The 18,110-nt window shown below is 32.6% G+C and carries 17 protein-coding genes, 4 tRNA genes, 1 riboswitch and 1 other annotated feature; of the genes, 15 read left to right on the forward strand and 6 right to left on the reverse strand.

The window, feature by feature from the left end; all coding sequences use genetic code 11:
• The first annotated feature begins 34 nt into the window (after positions 1 to 34).
• From B5E75_RS12380 to B5E75_RS12395, 4 genes are all read left to right on the forward strand, one after another.
• Positions 35 to 118 (forward strand) — tRNA-Tyr (locus tag B5E75_RS12380).
• Between the two features lie 6 nt (positions 119 to 124).
• Positions 125 to 200, forward strand: a tRNA-Gln gene (locus B5E75_RS12385).
• A 5-nt stretch (positions 201 to 205) separates the two neighbouring features.
• Positions 206 to 281: transfer RNA gene (locus B5E75_RS12390), tRNA-Lys, on the forward strand.
• Positions 282 to 293: 12 nt separating this feature from the next.
• Positions 294 to 367: transfer RNA gene (locus tag B5E75_RS12395), tRNA-Gly, on the forward strand.
• 83 nt (positions 368 to 450) lie between these two features.
• Here the strand turns inward: B5E75_RS12395 and B5E75_RS12400 are convergent.
• Together B5E75_RS12400 and B5E75_RS12405 are read right to left on the reverse strand one after the other, a co-directional pair.
• Positions 451 to 1,731, reverse strand: a complete 1,281-nt coding sequence (locus tag B5E75_RS12400) for a glucose-6-phosphate isomerase (RefSeq protein WP_087359695.1) — start codon at positions 1,729 to 1,731, stop codon at positions 451 to 453.
• Complete coding sequence (locus tag B5E75_RS12405) at positions 1,731 to 2,105, reverse strand: CvfD/Ygs/GSP13 family RNA-binding post-transcriptional regulator (RefSeq protein WP_087359698.1); 375 nt, start codon at positions 2,103 to 2,105, stop codon at positions 1,731 to 1,733. Before B5E75_RS12405 ends, B5E75_RS12400 begins: the two co-directional genes overlap by 1 nt.
• A 128-nt stretch (positions 2,106 to 2,233) precedes the next feature.
• On the opposite strand from B5E75_RS12405, the gene B5E75_RS12410 reads away from it, so the two are divergent.
• The 4 genes from B5E75_RS12410 to hpf all read left to right on the forward strand — a co-directional run bounded on the left by B5E75_RS12410 (position 2,234) and on the right by hpf (position 4,670).
• The gene (locus tag B5E75_RS12410; protein WP_087243082.1) at positions 2,234 to 2,458 is read left to right on the forward strand and encodes a NifU family protein; all 225 of its coding nucleotides are present in this window, start codon (positions 2,234 to 2,236) and stop codon (positions 2,456 to 2,458) included.
• Between the two features lie 163 nt (positions 2,459 to 2,621).
• The gene (locus B5E75_RS14855; RefSeq protein ID WP_239480169.1) at positions 2,622 to 2,744 is read left to right on the forward strand and encodes a flagellar transcriptional regulator FlhC; all 123 of its coding nucleotides are present in this window, start codon (positions 2,622 to 2,624) and stop codon (positions 2,742 to 2,744) included.
• Positions 2,745 to 2,750: 6 nt separating this feature from the next.
• Positions 2,751 to 2,848: riboswitch (SAM riboswitch) on the forward strand.
• A 56-nt stretch (positions 2,849 to 2,904) separates the two neighbouring features.
• Complete coding sequence (gene metK, locus B5E75_RS12415; protein ID WP_087359701.1) at positions 2,905 to 4,047, forward strand: methionine adenosyltransferase; 1,143 nt, start codon at positions 2,905 to 2,907, stop codon at positions 4,045 to 4,047.
• A gap of 92 nt (positions 4,048 to 4,139) precedes the next feature.
• Complete coding sequence (hpf, locus tag B5E75_RS12420) at positions 4,140 to 4,670, forward strand: ribosome hibernation-promoting factor, HPF/YfiA family (protein ID WP_087359704.1); 531 nt, start codon at positions 4,140 to 4,142, stop codon at positions 4,668 to 4,670.
• A 17-nt stretch (positions 4,671 to 4,687) separates the two neighbouring features.
• Here hpf and mnmL read toward each other — a convergent pair whose 3' ends face one another.
• Positions 4,688 to 5,620 carry a tRNA modification radical SAM protein MnmL/YtqA gene (mnmL, locus tag B5E75_RS12425; protein WP_087359707.1) on the reverse strand — a complete coding sequence of 311 codons (933 nt, stop codon included), beginning with the start codon at positions 5,618 to 5,620 and terminating at the stop codon, positions 4,688 to 4,690.
• A 39-nt stretch (positions 5,621 to 5,659) separates the two neighbouring features.
• On the opposite strand from mnmL, the gene B5E75_RS12430 reads away from it, so the two are divergent.
• The 5 genes from B5E75_RS12430 (at position 5,660) to B5E75_RS12450 (ending at position 14,436) form a co-directional block, all read left to right on the forward strand.
• Positions 5,660 to 7,441 carry an ATP-binding cassette domain-containing protein gene (locus tag B5E75_RS12430; RefSeq protein ID WP_087359710.1) on the forward strand — a complete coding sequence of 594 codons (1,782 nt, stop codon included), beginning with the start codon at positions 5,660 to 5,662 and terminating at the stop codon, positions 7,439 to 7,441.
• 1 nt (position 7,442) lies between these two features.
• Entirely contained in the window at positions 7,443 to 9,299 is a 1,857-nt protein-coding gene (locus B5E75_RS12435; protein WP_087359713.1) for an ABC transporter ATP-binding protein/permease, read from the forward strand.
• 43 nt (positions 9,300 to 9,342) lie between these two features.
• Positions 9,343 to 9,539 (forward strand) — a binding site (T-box leader).
• Between the two features lie 32 nt (positions 9,540 to 9,571).
• Positions 9,572 to 10,606, forward strand: coding sequence for a phenylalanine--tRNA ligase subunit alpha (gene pheS / locus B5E75_RS12440; RefSeq protein WP_087359718.1), 1,035 nt, complete (start codon positions 9,572 to 9,574; stop codon positions 10,604 to 10,606).
• A 4-nt stretch (positions 10,607 to 10,610) separates the two neighbouring features.
• Entirely contained in the window at positions 10,611 to 13,001 is a 2,391-nt protein-coding gene (gene pheT, locus B5E75_RS12445; protein ID WP_087359721.1) for a phenylalanine--tRNA ligase subunit beta, read from the forward strand.
• Position 13,002: 1 nt separating this feature from the next.
• On the forward strand, positions 13,003 to 14,436 hold the full coding sequence (locus B5E75_RS12450; protein ID WP_087359724.1) for a C39 family peptidase: 1,434 nt from the start codon (positions 13,003 to 13,005) through the stop codon (positions 14,434 to 14,436).
• Between the two features lie 30 nt (positions 14,437 to 14,466).
• Here B5E75_RS12450 and B5E75_RS12455 read toward each other — a convergent pair whose 3' ends face one another.
• Genes B5E75_RS12455 through B5E75_RS12465 form a run of 3 tightly spaced genes read right to left on the reverse strand, consistent with a single transcriptional unit; the run spans position 14,467 to position 16,861 of the window.
• Positions 14,467 to 14,922, reverse strand: coding sequence for a threonine/serine exporter family protein (locus B5E75_RS12455; protein WP_087359727.1), 456 nt, complete (start codon positions 14,920 to 14,922; stop codon positions 14,467 to 14,469).
• A gap of 1 nt (position 14,923) precedes the next feature.
• Complete coding sequence (locus B5E75_RS12460) at positions 14,924 to 15,676, reverse strand: threonine/serine exporter family protein (protein ID WP_087359728.1); 753 nt, start codon at positions 15,674 to 15,676, stop codon at positions 14,924 to 14,926.
• 27 nt (positions 15,677 to 15,703) lie between these two features.
• A complete protein-coding gene (locus B5E75_RS12465; RefSeq protein ID WP_087359730.1) occupies positions 15,704 to 16,861 on the reverse strand; it encodes a nucleotidyltransferase in 1,158 nt (385 codons plus the stop codon).
• A gap of 146 nt (positions 16,862 to 17,007) precedes the next feature.
• Here B5E75_RS12465 and B5E75_RS12470 point away from each other — a divergent pair, with 146 nt between their 5' ends.
• Positions 17,008 to 17,529: a YceD family protein gene (locus tag B5E75_RS12470; RefSeq protein WP_420866404.1), complete on the forward strand. Its 522-nt coding sequence runs from the start codon at positions 17,008 to 17,010 to the stop codon at positions 17,527 to 17,529.
• A gap of 12 nt (positions 17,530 to 17,541) precedes the next feature.
• Entirely contained in the window at positions 17,542 to 17,709 is a 168-nt protein-coding gene (gene rpmF, locus B5E75_RS12475) for a 50S ribosomal protein L32 (RefSeq protein WP_087243058.1), read from the forward strand.
• The last annotated feature ends 401 nt before the right edge of the window (positions 17,710 to 18,110 follow it).

Consider the following 18,110-nt stretch of genomic DNA (forward strand, 5'->3'; position numbering starts at 1 on the left):
TGAGGGTTCAAGTCCTTTAGCCGGCACCATATACGGGGAGGTAGCGAAGTGGCTAAACGCGGCTGACTGTAACTCAGTTCCTTTCGGTTCGGTGGTTCGAATCCGCCCCTCCCCACCATCTTGTTGGGATATAGCCAAGCGGTAAGGCAACAGACTTTGACTCTGTCATTGCGCTGGTTCGAATCCAGCTATCCCAGCCATTCTTGACCCGCTAGCTCAGTAGGTAGAGCATCTGACTTTTAATCAGAGGGTCAGGCGTTCGAGTCGCCTGCGGGTCACCATTCAATGAAAATGCGGGTGTAGTTCAATGGTAGAACTTCAGCCTTCCAAGCTGACTACGTGGGTTCGATTCCCATCACCCGCTCCAAGATTAAAAAATAACTTACAATTCATAATGAGTTGTAAGTTTTTTATTTTTATATAATAAAATAAGAAGTGATTTCTCACTTCTTATACACCTGGTTTTCCAAGTAATTTAAACATGTTTTTCTTATAAACTTCTACACCTGGTTGGTTAAATGGATTGACACCTAATAAATATACTGATAAAGCACATGCTTTTTCAAAGAAATAAACCATATATCCAAATGAATAAGGTGTTAATTCATCAAGAGTAATTTGAATGTTTGGAACATTACCAGTATTCACATGGGCATCAATTGTTCCTTCGCATGCTTTTTTATTAACATAATCAACAGTTTTTCCAGCAAGATAATTTAAATTATCTAAATTATCTGGATCACTAGGAATTTCTAAATCAGAAATAGGTTTTTCAATTTTTAAGACAGTTTCATATAAAACTTTGCTTCCTTCTTGGATGAATTGTCCAAGTGAATGTAAATCAGTTGAGAAAGTGGCGCTTGTAGGTAAGATACCTTTTCCTTCTTTACCTTCTGATTCCCCAAATAATTGTTTCCACCATTCAGCAGTTTGTGCTAATTGTAATTCATATGTGACAAACATTTCAGCTGGATAACCTTGTTTTGATAACATTTGTCTAGCGACACCATATTGATAAGCGCTGTTTTCTAATAAGTCAGGATTACTGTATTCTGCTCTTGCATCAGCTGCACCTTTCATCATAGCGCCAATATCAATACCAGCCATAGCGATAGGGAATAAACCAACAGCAGTTAAAACAGAATAACGTCCACCAACATCATCAGGCACAACAAACGTTGTATATCCTTCATTAGTTGCTAAAGTTTTTAATGCACCTTTTTCTTTATCTGTTGTCGCAACAATTCTCTTTCTAGCCACTTCTTTTCCTTTTGTTGATTCTAGTAATTCTTTAAAGATTCTAAATGCAATAGAAGTTTCAGTTGTTGTACCAGATTTAGAAATAACATTAATCGCAAATTCTTTATCTTTGACATATTCTTTAACTTGAGATAAGTAGTTTGATGAGAATGTATTCCCAATATAAATGATCTGTACTGGATTTGTAGGATATAAACCATTTAAGGCTTCAATAGCAGCTCTTGCTCCTAAATAAGAACCACCAATACCACAAACTAATAAAACATCAATTTCATCTTTTAATTCATTGACTTTCGCTTTAATGGCTTCTACTTCAGCTTTATCATAATTCACAGGTAAGTCAACCCATCCTAAGAAATCACTTCCTTGACCTGTTTTATTATGAATCATATCATGGATTTGAGCAACTTGTTCTTTATATGATTCCATACTTTCAGTTAATTTTGCTTTTGATAAATCAACTTTAATCATTATTCTTCCTCCTTGATTACGCCTTGTGCTATCCACTCAGGCAATTTTTCTTTTAGTGGGTAAAATCCCAAAGGTGTTTCTTGTATCTTTTCTCGCTGGTTTTTATATGCTCGTTTATACTTTCTTTTGGCTAAATGAACAGCTTTTAAAGAAAGTTTTGCCTGATGTGTTGTATGATCAATATCAATGACTTTGACACGAATCACTTCACCAACATGGACAAAGTTTTCAACATTTCTCACAAATTTATCAGAAATCTCGGAAATATGAATCAAACCAGAAGATTGATCGGGTAAAGATGCAAATGCACCATAAGGTTGAATTCCCGTAATGGTTACATCAATTATATCACCAGTTTTGACACGATGTTCCATTGACAGCCCTCCAATCGTTTTTATTATATCATAAACTCTAAGGTGTTAAAAGGAAAATCAAGGTCATGATACTTTTATTTTATTAAAAATATGGTATAATAAGTCGTGTTGAAAAGGAGGCTGAAATCATGGATCAAGAAGCAGAAATCAAAAAAGTGATACATAAATTAAGACCTTATCTTCAAAGAGATGGTGGTGACATCGAGTTTGTAAAATTTGAAGATGGAATTGTTTATGTCCAGATGCATGGTGCATGTGCAGGATGCATGATGTTAGATGCTACTTTAAAAGATGGTGTCGAACAAATTTTAATTGAAGAAGTTCCCGGTGTTTTAGAAGTTCAGGCAATTTAATGAGAATTGAGAAAAATTTGAGAAAAAAAGAAAGAAAACTGTGTTATAATCATATTATGTGATAATATCACTTGACTTATAACAAGATTCATATATACTAAAAAAGTCTTGTTTTGTAGAATAATGTCTACTTTTTCCGGTTAAAATAAAACTGGTGATGGAAATGAATCGCAAACAAGAACAATTAAAAATTGCAGCTATTCTTTATGATTTAGGGTTGGAAATGGAATTGATTGAAGCAATGACATCTTTAAGTCATGAAGAATTAAAAAAATTATATCAATAATAGAAGCTCTTATTAAGAACCACGAGATGAGGATCGATGAAGTGGTGGCAACCCTTGTTTAAAGAAGGTGCCTGACCTAGCAAGTTAGACTTGAACAATAAGAGGAAAGAAAGCTTTCCTCTTGAAAGCTTTTTTTATTGGTTAAGGGAGGAAAGAAAGTATGGAAAGAATTTTATTTACATCTGAATCTGTTTCAGAAGGACATCCTGATAAAATCTGTGATCAAATCAGTGATGCTATTTTAGATGCCTGTTTGGCTGAAGATCCATATTCACGTGTAGCGTGTGAATGTTTTACAACAACAAATCTTTTGGTCATTGGTGGTGAAATTACAACACAGGCACAAGTTGATTATGAACAAATTGCTAGAAATGTATTATGTCAAATTGGGTATACAAGTGATGAAATTGGGATTGATGGTTATCGTTGTGAAATTAAAAATGTGATTGGGGTTCAATCAAGTGATATTGCTTTAGGAACGAATAAAGAAGTTGGAGGAGCAGGCGATCAGGGGATTATGTTTGGCTATGCTTCCAATGAAACAGAAGGATATATGCCTTTACCAATTTCTATTGCGCATCATTTGGTACGTTATGCAACTGAAAAACGTCATAGTGGTGAATTCCAATGGGCTAGACCGGATATGAAATCACAAGTGACAGTTGATTATACAAATGTTTTGCATCCACGTATTGATACGATTTTAATGTCTATTCAACATGATCCTGATTTTGATGAAAAAGCTTTTAAGGATTATATTCAAAATGTCATTATGCAAGATGTTGTGAAAAAATATGGCATGAATACAGATTATAAAGTTTTGATTAATCCAACAGGACGCTTTGTTATTGGAGGTCCTCATGGCGATACAGGACTAACAGGTCGTAAAATTATTGTTGATACTTATGGAGGTTCTGCGAGACATGGTGGTGGTGCTTTCTCTGGAAAAGATCCATCAAAGGTTGATCGTAGTGGAGCCTATATGGCTAGATATATGGCTAAAAATATTGTGGCTGCTGGTTTGTGTGATTGCATTGAAATTCAGTTATCTTATGCGATTGGTGTAAAAGAACCAACGAGTGTATATATTGAAACATATGGGACAGAAAAAGTTTTACGAGATGTCATTTTAAAAGCTATTCACAATGAATTTGATTTAACACCTCAAGGTATTATTGATACTTTACAATTGTTACGTCCTATTTATCAAAAGACAGCTGTTTATGGTCATTTTGGTAGAGGAGATGTTGATCTTCCTTGGGAGAAATTGGATCGTGTAGAAAGTTTAAAAAAATATTTATAAGCTCCTATCGGGGCTTTTTTAATTTTTGAATGAAATCAGTGTTTTTTATGAGTGAAAAATGGTATAATAAAATTAATAAAGGAGGAATATTTATGAAAGTCAGTATAAGAGGAAAAAATATTGCACTAACTGAAGGGATTGAAACAAAGATCAATAAAAAGCTCAGTATGTTAGATAAGTATTTTATCATGAGTGATAATGTTGAAGCAAAAGTTTTAATCAGAACTTATCCAGTTGGTCAAAAAATTGAAGTGACTATTCCAACAGAATATGTATTATTAAGAGCAGAAGTTGTTGATAATGATCTTTATAATGCTATTGATTTAGTTATCGACAAATTAGAAGGACAAATTAGAAAGTATAAGACGAGATTAAGTCGTAAATCAAAAGATAATAAACTCGCATTGAACGTTGCTTCTATTGAACCTTTAGATCATGAGGAAGAAGATGTTATTGTCAAAACAAAATCTATTAGTCCTAAACCAATGGATATGGAAGAAGCCATTATGCAAATGGAACTCATTGGACATTCATTCTTTGTTTATCGTGATGTTGAAACAAATGAAATTAGTGTTGTTTATAAAAGACATAATGGTGGTTATGGACTTATCGAAACACAATAAAAAGCTCAAAAAGAGCTTTATAGGAGATACCCTTGATGGGTATCTTTTTCTTTCATTAATTTGTCAATATCATTAAGAATTGTGACCTTTTTGATGGACCATAATGGCGCAACTAAAGCATCTATTGGAGCATCACCGGTTAATCTTTCAATCACGACATGTGCTGGGATATATTGTAGCTGATCAACAACTAAAGAGATGTATTGTTCACGTGTCAGCATCTCAAAAGGACGTTGTTGATATAATCGATGTAAAGCTGTATTTTTAAGCATATAGAGATTATGAATCTTTAATCCTTGAATGTCCAGTTGACCTACCTGTTTTGCAGTTTCCAACATCATATCATAAGTTTCATAGGGTAAACCATTAATGATATGAACACAAACATCAAGATGTCTTTGTCTTAAACGCTGTAAACCATCTAAAAAAGTCTGATAATCATGTCCTCGATGAATCAGTTGAGCTGTCTTGTCATGAACAGTTTGTAAACCAAGTTCAATATATAAATCACAACGATGAGATAACTGTTCAAGATAGTCACAGATTTCATCACTTAAACAATCAGGACGTGTTGCAATCGCAATTCCAACGACATCTTTCATATTGACAAAAGGTTCAAATCTTTCTTTCAATTCGTCGACAGTTCCATAGGTATTCGTATTCGCCTGAAAATAAGCAATAAATTGACAATCAGGCCATTTTTGACGCATGATGGAAGAAATATCTTGAAACTGTTTTTGCAGAGAATCTTGCACATGCCCGGCAAAATCACCAGAACCGGAATCAGAACAGAAAATACAGCCACCTGTTCCACATGTTCCATCACGGTTAGGACATGTGAAACCTGCATTTAAAGAAACTTTTGCAACTTTACAGTGATATTTTGTTTTTAAAAAGTAATTATAAGTATGATAACGTTTGTTATCAAATGTATATGGAAATTTATTCATGACATCACCCGCCAAGATTATAACATAAAGGAGAATATAATGTTAGAGTTAAAAAATATTTGTAAACAGTATCAGCAAACAACAATTATTGATCATCTCTCCATAACTTTTCCAGATACTGGGATGATAGGTATTCAAGGAAAGAGTGGGTGTGGGAAAAGTACGCTTTTATATATTATGGGGATGCTTGATGATGATTATCAAGGAGAAATCTTTTATAATGGTGAAAAAATAACAGATAGAAAGGCATTTGTGAATCAACATGTATCTTTTATGATGCAAAATAAAGATTATGTTGCTTCTTTAACTGTGAAAGAAAATTTAATTTTACCATGTCATATTAGCCATATTCATTATCATTCTACACTTCTTAAAAAGATTGTCACACAATTAGGTATTCAAGATTTATTATCGCGTTACCCATATCAATTATCTGGAGGACAAATGAAAAGAGCTTCATTAGCCAAAGCTCTCTTAAAACAATCTGAAATTATTCTTTGTGATGAACCAACAGGAGCTTTATATCATCAACAGGCTCAAGATGTCATGAAATATTTAAAAAAGATTTCTCAAAATACTTTGGTTATTATTGTATCCCATGATCCTCAATTATTAAAACAATACTGTGATAGTGTTTTAACCTTAGAACAAGGACAACTCAAAGGACAAATCAAAAAAATGAAAAAGTCAATGGACTTATCACCTCATTCTTATCAACATCATACCCTCTGGTTTTATCCTTTTAGACAAATCCTGCATCAAAGAAACAAACTCATGTTTCTTTTTTTCTTTCAATGGATTGTCATTGTTGCTTTCTTTTGTATCGTTACAGCTATTTTTGGAGCCTTTGATGCAACAAAACAAAGTGAACAACAGGCCGTCTTAAAAAATATAATCAATGTTGAAAACAAAGATGGAACACCTTTTGAAAATATGATTGATATTCCCAATGTTGTCGCTATAGATTATGCCTATCAGTTAGATCAATGTCAATTAATGGCTACTGATGAAAATATTGAAGCGACTCGCTATTTTTTACCTCAACAAAATCATCATATTCGTTTATCTAAAGGGCGTATGCCACAAAACGAATTTGAAATTCTGGTCAGTTATCCATTTTATCAACAATATCATGATCAACCCATCACTTTAACATATCAACAAAAAACCTTGACTCTGACCATTACAGGTGTTCTAAAACAAGATTTTTTTAGTCAAAATGAAATCTATTTTTATCATACCTTAAAAAATCAACTTTCAGAATTGATTAATCAGCATGAACTCATCATTGAAACCAAAACTTCTTTCCATCAAGATGTATATGATACTTTATCTTCAGATTATATTGTCTATAGTGAAATTCAAGAGCGAGTGAACAGTTATCAATCATTATTATCTTTAGCACAGTTGATTGCAGGTATTTTTATAGGAATGAGTCTATTGATTTCATTGTTGTTGTTAGGAATTGTGGAATCTATTATTTATTTTGAAAGAAAGCATAATGTGGCTTATTTATTGTCATTAGGGTTGTCTCATCGTAGACTTTTTTTATTGTCATTGTATGAGGCTTTTTTACTTGGTGGATTGATTGCGACAGGAGGTTGTTTATTATCAATGGTTGTTTATGAGTATGTGAATCATGTTTTATGTATAGAACAATATTTTTCTTTTTCTTTGTTGTTAAAACCGGTTATTTTTTCACGTTATGATTTATATGTTTTTATCTTTTTGATTTATCTTGTCATGAGTGTTCTGTCAGTTTTGAAGCCTGTATCTCAAATGATGAAAATGAATCAAATAGAAGTTTTAAGGGAGGAATAAAATGCTTGAAGTTGAACATATCTCTAAACGTTATCACTATCAAAAAGTATTAAAAGATATTTCTTTGCAATTTCCTGATGCAGGGATTGTCGCTATTGTAGGACCAAGTGGTTGTGGGAAATCCACATTGCTGCATATTTTAGGAGGTATTGATCATGATTTTCAAGGTGATCTTTTATGGAATCATCGTTCTGTTAAACATCATCTCACGCATTATCGCCGTCACCATGTCAGCTTTATTTTTCAACAGTTTCATTTAATTATGTGGTTGTCTTTAAAACAAAATGTTTCTTTACCACGTTTTTTTCATAAGCAGGAAAAAGTCAGTTTAAAACTAGAAATGGATGAATTAAAGCATCAATCGCTTTCCTCTCTTTCGATGGGACAAAGACAACGTTTAGCGTATTTAAGAAGTCATTATCATTATAGTGATATACTTTTATGTGATGAGCCAACGGGTTCACTCGACCCCCAATATGCTAAAGCGGTTATGGAACTTTTAAAAGAAGAATCTTTACATCGTCTTGTTATTCTGGTGTCCCATGATGAAAAACTTGTCAGAGAATATAGTGATGAAATTTATATGATGCAGGATGGAAAAATTATAAATCATGAGATTTTGACAACGCAACAGCGCATTGAATATTTAACTCATGATGATAAAAAATATTATTGGAGCCATATGCGTTTAGCTTTTGCTTCGTTGTGGTCACATAAAGGACGTTCTTTTCAATTGATTATGGGTTTGCTTTTATCTTTATTGTGTATTGTGACAGCACTGACACTAACACGCCATCTGGAAACACAGTTTCATCAGTATATTTACTCTCTTGTTCCTGCCTCTGGCATTAGTTTTCAATCCCGTTATCAACAATCTTTATCTATAGATTTTCTAGATCAGCTCCAACAACAACCAGGAATACTTAAAAGTGAAATGTTTTTAGATGATTATGAATGTCTAGGTATTGGGTTTAACAGTGATCACTATGAACAGGCACAGACATTATTCATTGGTGATGATACCTCACCATATACTTATTTATCTTTACAATATGGTCAATATCCTCAAGCAAAAAATGAAATTCTTTTATCACTTTCAACAGCGCAACATCTTTTAGGAAAACAAGATGTTTCATCACTGGTAGGGCAGGAAGTTTATGCCTGGTATCAACATGAATGGGAAGTCAAAAGTATTTGTTATAAAATTGTTGGAATTACCAGTCAATCAACAACTTTAGATACACTTTATCAGATGAATCATGCTTCTATTGAACTTCTCAAAGATGTTTACTATTATGATATTTCACAGGTTACTTCTCACTTAGGAATTCTCTATGTGCATCCTGATTATCAAAGAGAAGATGTCATTCAACAGCTCCAACAAAAATATCCAGATTATGAATTTATGGAAATAGGAAAATCAACGACACAAAATGTATCTGAAGTCTTACAGCAGGCTAATATCATTTTGGCTCTTTTTTCTTTATTAGCTATTTTAGCAGCATTATTTTTAATTGGAGAAGTCATGTTTTTAAACGTTATTCAAAAGAAAAAAGATTTAGCTATTATGAAATGCTTTGGAGCCAGTTCTTTAAATATTATGAAAGTTGTATTTTGTGAGTCTTTACAGATTTTATTGACAGCTCAAGGATTATGTTTGATATTATATTATCAAATTATTCAAATGATAAATCATTTTATTCAAGGCTTTTTTGAAGGACAAGTGTTTTTCATTGGAATGGATTGGAAAATTGTTATGACTGTTTTTATGTTATGTACTTTACTGGTTTTCATCAGTCAATGTCCACCACTGCTTTATATTTTAAAAATGAATACAGTTGCTGCCCTAAAAGAATAAAGAAAAACTTGTTTTTTATGAAAAAGTTGGGTATAATATACCCGTTAATACGAAGAAAAGGACAAGTAGATAAAGAATTTGTATCAGAGAGGGAAACATAGGCTGAAAGTTTTCTTACAATGCATTTATTGAATTCACCTTGGAGTGCGACTAATCATCGCCGTGGGGCAACGTTACTGCTGTAAAGTGCATAACTTTTGTTATGAATTAGGATGGTACCGCGATATAATCGTTCCTATGTGGAACGGTTTTTTTATTTTAAGGAGGAAATTATGGACGAATTATTAAAGATTAAAGAAGAAGCTTTATCAAAAATTCATGATTGTTCATCATTGAAAGAATTGAATGATTTAAGAGTGTTCTATTTAGGAAAAAAAGGACCTATGCAATCAGCCATGAAGTCAATGAAGGATATGTCAAAGGAAGAACGTGCTTCTTTTGGACAGGTTTCAAATAAAGTGAAACAAGAAATTACTCAAGCCATTGAAGAAAAGAAAAAAATCTTAGAGGAAGCAGAGATGATGGCAAAAATTCAAAATGAAAAAATTGATATTAGTTTACCAGGAAGTCATTTGCCACTGGGAACTATTCATCCATTGACAATGATTAGAGAAGAATTAGAAGATTTGTTTATTGGAATGGGATATAGTGTTGCTGAAGGACCAGAAGTAGAAACTGATCATTTTAATTTTGAATTGATGAATCTACCAAAGGATCATCCAGCCAGAGATATGCAAGATACTTTTTACATTGATGAAAATACATTGTTAAGAACACATACGTCACCTGTTCAGGCACATGTCATGCTGGCAGCAAATGGAAAAGGACCCATTAAGGTCATTTGTCCTGGAAAAACATATCGTCGTGATGATGATGATGCGACACATTCTCATCAATTTAGCCAATGTGAAGGTCTTGTTATTGATAAAAACATTACTATGGCAGATTTAAAAGGAACTTTAGAATTATTTGCGAAAAAAATGTTTGGTGAAAAACGTGAAATTCGTTTAAGACCATCTTATTTCCCATTTACGGAACCAAGTGTAGAAGTAGATATTTCATGTTATAACTGTAATGGTAAAGGATGTTCTATGTGTAAACAAACAGGATGGATTGAAATATTAGGAGCCGGAATGGTGAATCCTAAGGTTTTAGAAATGTGTGGATTTGATAGTCAGGTTTATCAGGGATTTGCCTTTGGTATTGGCTTAGAACGTGTGGCTATGTTGAAATATGGTATTGATAATATTAGAGATTTTTATAGTGGTGATTTAAGATTCTTAAATCAATTTGTAAGAAAGGATTAGACATATGGAAGCAAGTTTAAAATTATTAAATCAATATGTAAAAGTTGATGATTTTTCAGCTCAGGAAATTGCTGATCAATTGACATCTATAGGTCATGAAGTTGAAGGAATGCATGTCTTTGCAAGAGGTGATAAACTTGTTGTAGGGTATGTAAAAGAAAAGGTTCCTCATCCTGATAGTGACCATTTGAATGTCTGTCAAGTCGAAGTAGGAAATGGTGTTGTTCAACAAATTGTTTGTGGGGCACCCAATGTTGATGCAGGACAAAAAGTGATTGTGGCTTTACCCGGTTGTGATTTAGGAGAAGGATTTAAAATTAAAGAAGCGAAGATTCGTGGTGTAGAATCTAATGGGATGATTTGTTCTATTGCAGAATTGGGTATTGATCAACGTTTATTAAGAGAAGAAGATAAAGCAGGAATTCATGTTTTGGATGCTGATGCACCTGTTGGTGAAGATGCTTTAAAGTATATGGGTTATGATGATACTATCTTAGATATTGGTTTAACACCTAATCGTGCTGATTGTATGGCTATGATTGCATTAGCTTATGAAGTTGGAGCTTTATTAAAACGTGATGTACATGTTCCAGAAATGAAAACATTAAATGAATTGGATAGTGACATTGAAGTTGATGTCCAAACTAATTTATGTCCATGCTTTGGGGCTAAATTAGTCAAAGGTGTTCAAACTAAGGAGTCACCAGAATGGTTAAGAACATTTTTAATGGCAAGTGGTATTAAGCCAATTAATAATATTGTAGATATTTCTAACTTTGTGATGCTGGAAACAGGACAACCTATTCATATGTATGATTATGATAAATTAAAGGAAAAACGTTTTGTGATTAAAACTGGTTTCCATCAAAGAACAGTATTATTAGATGGAAAAGAATATGAAATTCTTCCGGAAGATATTATTGTTTCTACTGATCAAGGGATTGGTTGTGTAGCCGGTGTTATGGGTGGAGATGATACAAAGATTGATGAAAATACAGTGAATATTGTCATTGAAGCAGCCACATTCCATGGGGCTACATTAAGAAATACAGCACGTCGCTTAAATTTATTAACGGATGCTTCTCAACATTATATTAAAGGAGCGATTGATACAGCTAATACCGCCAGAGTTTTAAATCGCTGTGCTGCCTTATTAGAAGAACTGGCAGATGCTAAAGAAATTTATAAAAGTGTTCTGACTGACTATGAAGTGAAAGAAAAAGTCATTACACTTACAACTTCACGTGTAAATGGGTTATTAGGAACAAATATTTCTACTGAAATCATAGAAGAAATTTTAACATCTTTACATTTTTCTTATACACGAGAAGGTGAAACATTAACAATAAAAGTGCCAACATATCGTAATGATATGACAATGGATGCTGATGTGATTGAAGAAATTGCCAGAATGTATGGATATAATCATATTCCTTCTTCATTACCACTCATGGAAATGACAAAAGGAGCTTTGACACCTGTTCAAAGTTATGTCAGAATGATTAGACATTTATTAACAGATTTAGGATTACATGAAGTGATGACTTATACACTGACTTCACCATCTATGGTTGATGATTTTAATCTTTTCCATCATCAAGATGCTGTTGCATTGATGTTACCAATAGGAGAAGAAAGAAGTGTGACAAGAAAATCATTAATTCCTTCATTACTACAGGCGATTAATTTTAATAGAGCTCACTCTCAAAAAGATGTGATGATTTATGAGATTTCTCACACTTATTCAAAAGAAACAGAAATTCAAAATTTAGCCATTGCATGTTCTGGAATGTATCATCATGTGGCATGGCAACAGTTACAACAAAAAGCAGATTTTTATTTATTAAAAGGATTTGTTGAAACAATCTTTGAAAAACTAGGAATCAAGGAATCACGTTATACATTAAAACCAGTAGAAGCAAATCAACAAGATTTCCATCCAGGTAGAAGTGGTTATATTATGATGGGAAATGACATTGTAGGTGTGATTGGTGAAATTCATCCTCGACAAGCCAAAAAATATGACGTTAAGGATGTTTATGTGGCTGAGTTGAATTTATCTGTTTTATTAAACTTAAAGAAACCAGCTATTAAATTTACAGAGATTCCACAATATCCATCAGTGACAAGAGATATTGCTTTAGTTATGGATAAAGATATACCTGTTCATGATGTTGTACGTTCTATTTGTAAAGTTGGTCAACGTTTGATTGTAGATACACAGATTTTTGATATCTATGAAGGGGAACATGTTGCGAGTGGACAAAAATCAGTAGCCATTGCTTTAACATTCCAAGATGCAACAAAAACATTGGATGATACAACAATTAATACAATGATTGAACAGATATTAAAGGTTGTAGAAAAAGATTATGGAGCACATTTAAGAGTGTAATATGAAACATCCAAAAAGCGTATCTCAAAAACATATGGGAATCATCATATTAGGAATGGTGATTCTCTTTATAGCAATTTATATTGTTGTATGGAGAATGGAATTAAAGTTGATTGATGGTGGACATATGGTTTTAGAAGTTGGGGAAGAACTCAGTCATGATGTAGAAGATTATTTAAATTTAACATGGTATTTACCTTCTGAAAGGGATAATATCATTGATGATTGTCAGCTCACGTTAAATGACATTGTATATCTCGATGAACATCAGCAATATCCAGATATAGGTGAATATCAAGGAACTATTACATATGATGATCAAACATATCCCATAGATATTCAAGTTGTAGATGAAATAGCACCAATCATTCAATGTCAAGAAACAGTGGCTTATGGAAGTCAAGATTTTCAAGTTGAAGATATCATTGATGTGAGTGATAATTCACAAGATGATTGTGATGTTCAAATAGATGGAGATGTGGATGTATCAAAACTGGGAACATATACTTTAAATGTGAAAGCAATAGATTCTTCACAAAATATTGCTGAAAAGACATTTGATGTTGAAGTCACTGATCAGACGGCACCACAAATAACAATGAAACCACAGATTGCGTATTTATATGAAAAATTTGATGTTTTAGAAAATGTTCGGGCAAAAGACAATGTAGATGGTGACTGTACAAAAGATATTCAAGTATCGGGAGAAGTCAATGTTCAAAAAGCAGGAACTTATTATTTGACTTATACAGTTCAAGATCAGGCAGGGAATCAAGCAAAAGTCAAACGAGAAGTCGTTGTTAAAGAGAGGGAAACATCTTATCGTATAAATAATGTTCCAATGGTTTTACAATTACCGGATTATCATAACGGTTGTGAATCTGCTTCATCGACAATGTTACTTCAATATTACGGATATGATATCACTTTGCCAGAAGTGATTAAAAAAGTTCCTATCATTCCTCTTGAATATAAAGATGGACGTTTATATGGTGCTGATCCACATGTTGCTTTTACAGGAAGTATGTCATCACGTGGTTATGGTATCTATGTAGAACCAATGGTTGATGTTTTAGAAACCATCATAAATGAACAAAAAGGTAAACATCAAGTTAAGAATTTGACAGGTTCTTCTTTAGATGATTTATTGACATATGTAGAAATGGGACATCCTATTCAAATATGGGCGACAGCTTCTTTACAGACTTATGAACAATCTGGAAAACAGGAATGGTATATCAAAACATTGGATGGTCAGTATACTGATGAAAAAGTGACTTTTCCAGTGAGTGAACATTGTCTGGTTTTGATAGGCTTTAATGACGAACATGTGATTTTAAATAACCCATTGCAAGGGATAACTATTTGGGATAAAGAAGCATTTGAAATTGCCTATAAAGATATGGGGTCACAGGCTATTATGATTGAAGAATAAAAACGAGAAGTTATATCGACTTCTCGTTTTTTAGCCCATATCAATGTATTGATTTGTTTTTATACGTTTATAAATTTGAAAAGCTGTCGATGAAATTAAAATGGCTAAAGCAAGCGAAAGACTTGTACCCAGTGTTGATAAAAAACTTTCCATAAATAAGTCATTCATACCTTGAACAGCATATAACATTGTATAATAAATACCACTTCCAGGAACTAATGGGAAACACCCGATAATAATAAAGATGGTTGCTGGAGCTTTATAAAAACGGGCAAAACATTCAGCTAATAAGGAAACACAAAGCATTGCAATAAAACTTTGTAAAAAGATATTATTTAATGAAGCGGTGATTAAATAGACAAACCATCCTAGTGTTCCTATCAGAGAACCAATGATTGAAAAACGAATATTCTTTTGTATTCTAAATATAAATGTAAAACCAAAACAACCAATAAAAGCAGCTAAACATTGTATCAAACTTTCCATCTTAAACTCCTTGTAAAACCATCATCATAATCCCTACACCAATTGCAATACTGGCAGCAATCAAAATCGCTTCAATCATACGAGAGAGTCCAGAAACAAAATCTCCTCCAATAATATCTCTTAAACTATTTGTAATAGCGATACCGGGAACAAGAATCATTAAAGTTCCTGTGATCACTGACTGTTGATTGGTAATGATATTCATTTTTTGAGCAATAATCGCAATACTTGCTAAAACCATACTTGATAGAATGGTACGTACAATACCATTGACATCTAATTTTTCTAAAAGATAAATAAAATAATATAAAATAAAACCGATAAAAGCAGAAACAATCATTTCAGAAACGTGACCACCAAAAAAAACACAGAACATGGCAGCAGAAACAATATACCCCATTAAAATGAGATGATAATTAAGCCTTTGTGTTTCGATATTTTGAATTTTATCTTTGATTTCTTCTAGAGATAATTCCTGATTACTGATTTGACGTACAAGACAATTGAGTTCATAAAGATGATCCAAATGTGTACGATTGCTTCGAGAACGTTTTGAAGATTGATAGGGTGTTCCGTCATGAAGTGTCAAAGAAAGTGTAAAATAAGTTGGAATGGCAAAAACTTCAATATCAGTAAAACCAAATCCTTCACACATTCTTTTTAATGATTCTTCAACACGATAGATTTCAGCACCATGTTTTAAAAGTAATTGTCCGATCTTATTGATTTGTTGTAAAATATCTAAGTCATTCATATTTTCACCCCACTGTTCTATGTTATATCATAAATCAAATGTTTGAATCAATGGGATATGTGAAAATTCTTTTTGAATGAAGTCTTGAGGTGATGAAGATAAAAGAGAAAGAAGACGAGTCGCTTTGAGTTCCATATCCAAAGCAGGATGTCTATGTTTTGAAAAGTTAGTGACAAGTGTATAAGGGCATGTTTTTTTAATCAAAGATAAATATTTTCTTCCTCTTTCATTCATTGCCAGAATACGTAAATAATCAAGATGCATAGCTTCTTGAATATCTTCTTTTGTATTTTTCATGAGAATATGTATGAACATACGAGAAATACGAGGACGTGTATATCGTTTAGAGGATAAAGAATCTATCAGTTCATTCATCGATTGACAATGATGAATAGATTTATAAAGTAAGTGTTCCAACCCTTCATCAACCATGTGATATTGTTTTAATTCATAGGGGGGAGTGGTTAAAATCTGATAACGTAAATAAGGGAAAAAATCTTCCATAAAATATAAATCATTTTGATAAAGTTCAAAGTGAGGTAACGTATGTGCAAAATCAAGATGATTTTTTATGGCATGTCTAATCGCTGAAGCACTGGCAATATGTTTTAAATCTAAACCATGATAGGTATTTGTTCGTAAAAAACAGTGAGGTGTTATAGGATAATGATGAGCAATGATTTCCTTGACGTAACTTAAGCCAAGTAAATCATTAGGTGTTTTAATTTCTTGATGCATAATATTCTGTAATGCCTGATTACAGGCATCAGCATAACGGAGTCCTTTTTTCATAGCTTGTTGTACATAGCTGTCATAGCTTTCTTGATTTTCAAAAAGTGTCTGGGCAATATTAATAAAAGTTGAAATATCTCCATTTTCACTGCCAAAACAAATATCAGTCACACCTATTTTAGCAAGTAATTCAATAGCTCCCTTTGCAAAATAATCAGCACTTTGACAGGCATAAACAAAAGGTAATTCAATGACCAAATCCACACCGTATTCAATGGCTATCTGACTGCGTTTCCATTTATCAATAATTGCTGGTTCACCTCTTTGGACAAATGATGAGGACATCACCGCAATTGTATAATCAAATTGATCAAGTGATTGAGCCTTTTGAATATGATATATATGTCCATTATGGAAAGGGTTATATTCGACAATTAATCCAAGTATTTTCATAATGTTTACCTCCATTGGATAGTTTAACATAGTTTGTCAAATAAACATAGTTTTACTTGAAAAGAGAGGAAATATTCAGTGAAATATTGAAATTTAGATTGACATATTTCTGAGTTTTATATATAATTGGCTATGCGATGTAAAGGGTGATTTTTTTGAAATGGAATTTACAATGGATTGTTAAGCAAAAAAATGGATGTTTTGATTTTGATGAAACATTAAGTTTTCCATCTAAGATGTTCCATAATTTATCCCAGATTAATGGTTTAAAGGATGTTCATGTTGTAGGACAGGGACGTTTAGATACAAAAAATCATCAATTATACGTTGATTTCCAAATAGATGGAGAAATGATTCTACCATGTGCAATATCATTGGAAGATGTAAATTATCCTTTCCATATTGAATCAAGTGTTATTTTTGCTTTTTATAAACCTTCTGAAGATGAAGAAGTGATAGAAGTTAAGAAAAATATTGTTGATTTAACTCCTGTTATTTTTCAGGAGATTATGATGGAAGTTCCAATGAGAGTGGTTAAAGAAGGTGCTTCTTTAAAAACGCATGGTCAAGGTTGGAAAGTATTAAGTGAGGAAGATGAACGTGAAGATGAGGATTATATTGATCCTCGCTTAGCGAAACTTAAAGATTATTTTAAGGATAAGGAATAAGGAGGTGTACCTATGGCAGTACCACAAAGACGAGTTTCAAAAACAAGAAGAAACAAAAGAAGAACACATGACAAGTTAACAGTACCAAGTGTCGTAGTTTGCCCAGAATGTGGAGAATATAAATTATCTCATAGAGTATGCAAACATTGCGGAACTTACAACGGACAAAAAGTGTTATAAAAACTGCCCCTTATTTCAAGGGCTTTTTTTATTTTATAGGGAAATTTAACTCCCATTGACTCTTATATTTTTAAACATGGATGATTCATTTGGCTGAGAGTTTTTTATCATAGAAGATATAAAAACTTCAGATTATAAAATGAATTCATTATTTTTGTGATATTATATATGCTTTAAGCAATTTATGTGATATAATGTCTATAAAGATAAAAAAATTGAAAGTAAAAAAAGAAATCTGTCAAAAAAATGCATATATATATAATAGGAGGGTTATTTTATGATGGATTTCAAGAATCTTTTTGACATACGCATTTACAACTATTTTCTCAATCATGAACGTCTGGCTGATTTTTTGAATGCTATTCTCTTTGACGGACAAATGATAATGGATACTCAAGATA

This window comes from Massiliimicrobium timonense (assembly GCF_002160865.1).
In the GTDB taxonomy this organism is placed as follows: domain Bacteria; phylum Bacillota_I; class Bacilli_A; order Erysipelotrichales; family Coprobacillaceae; genus Allocoprobacillus.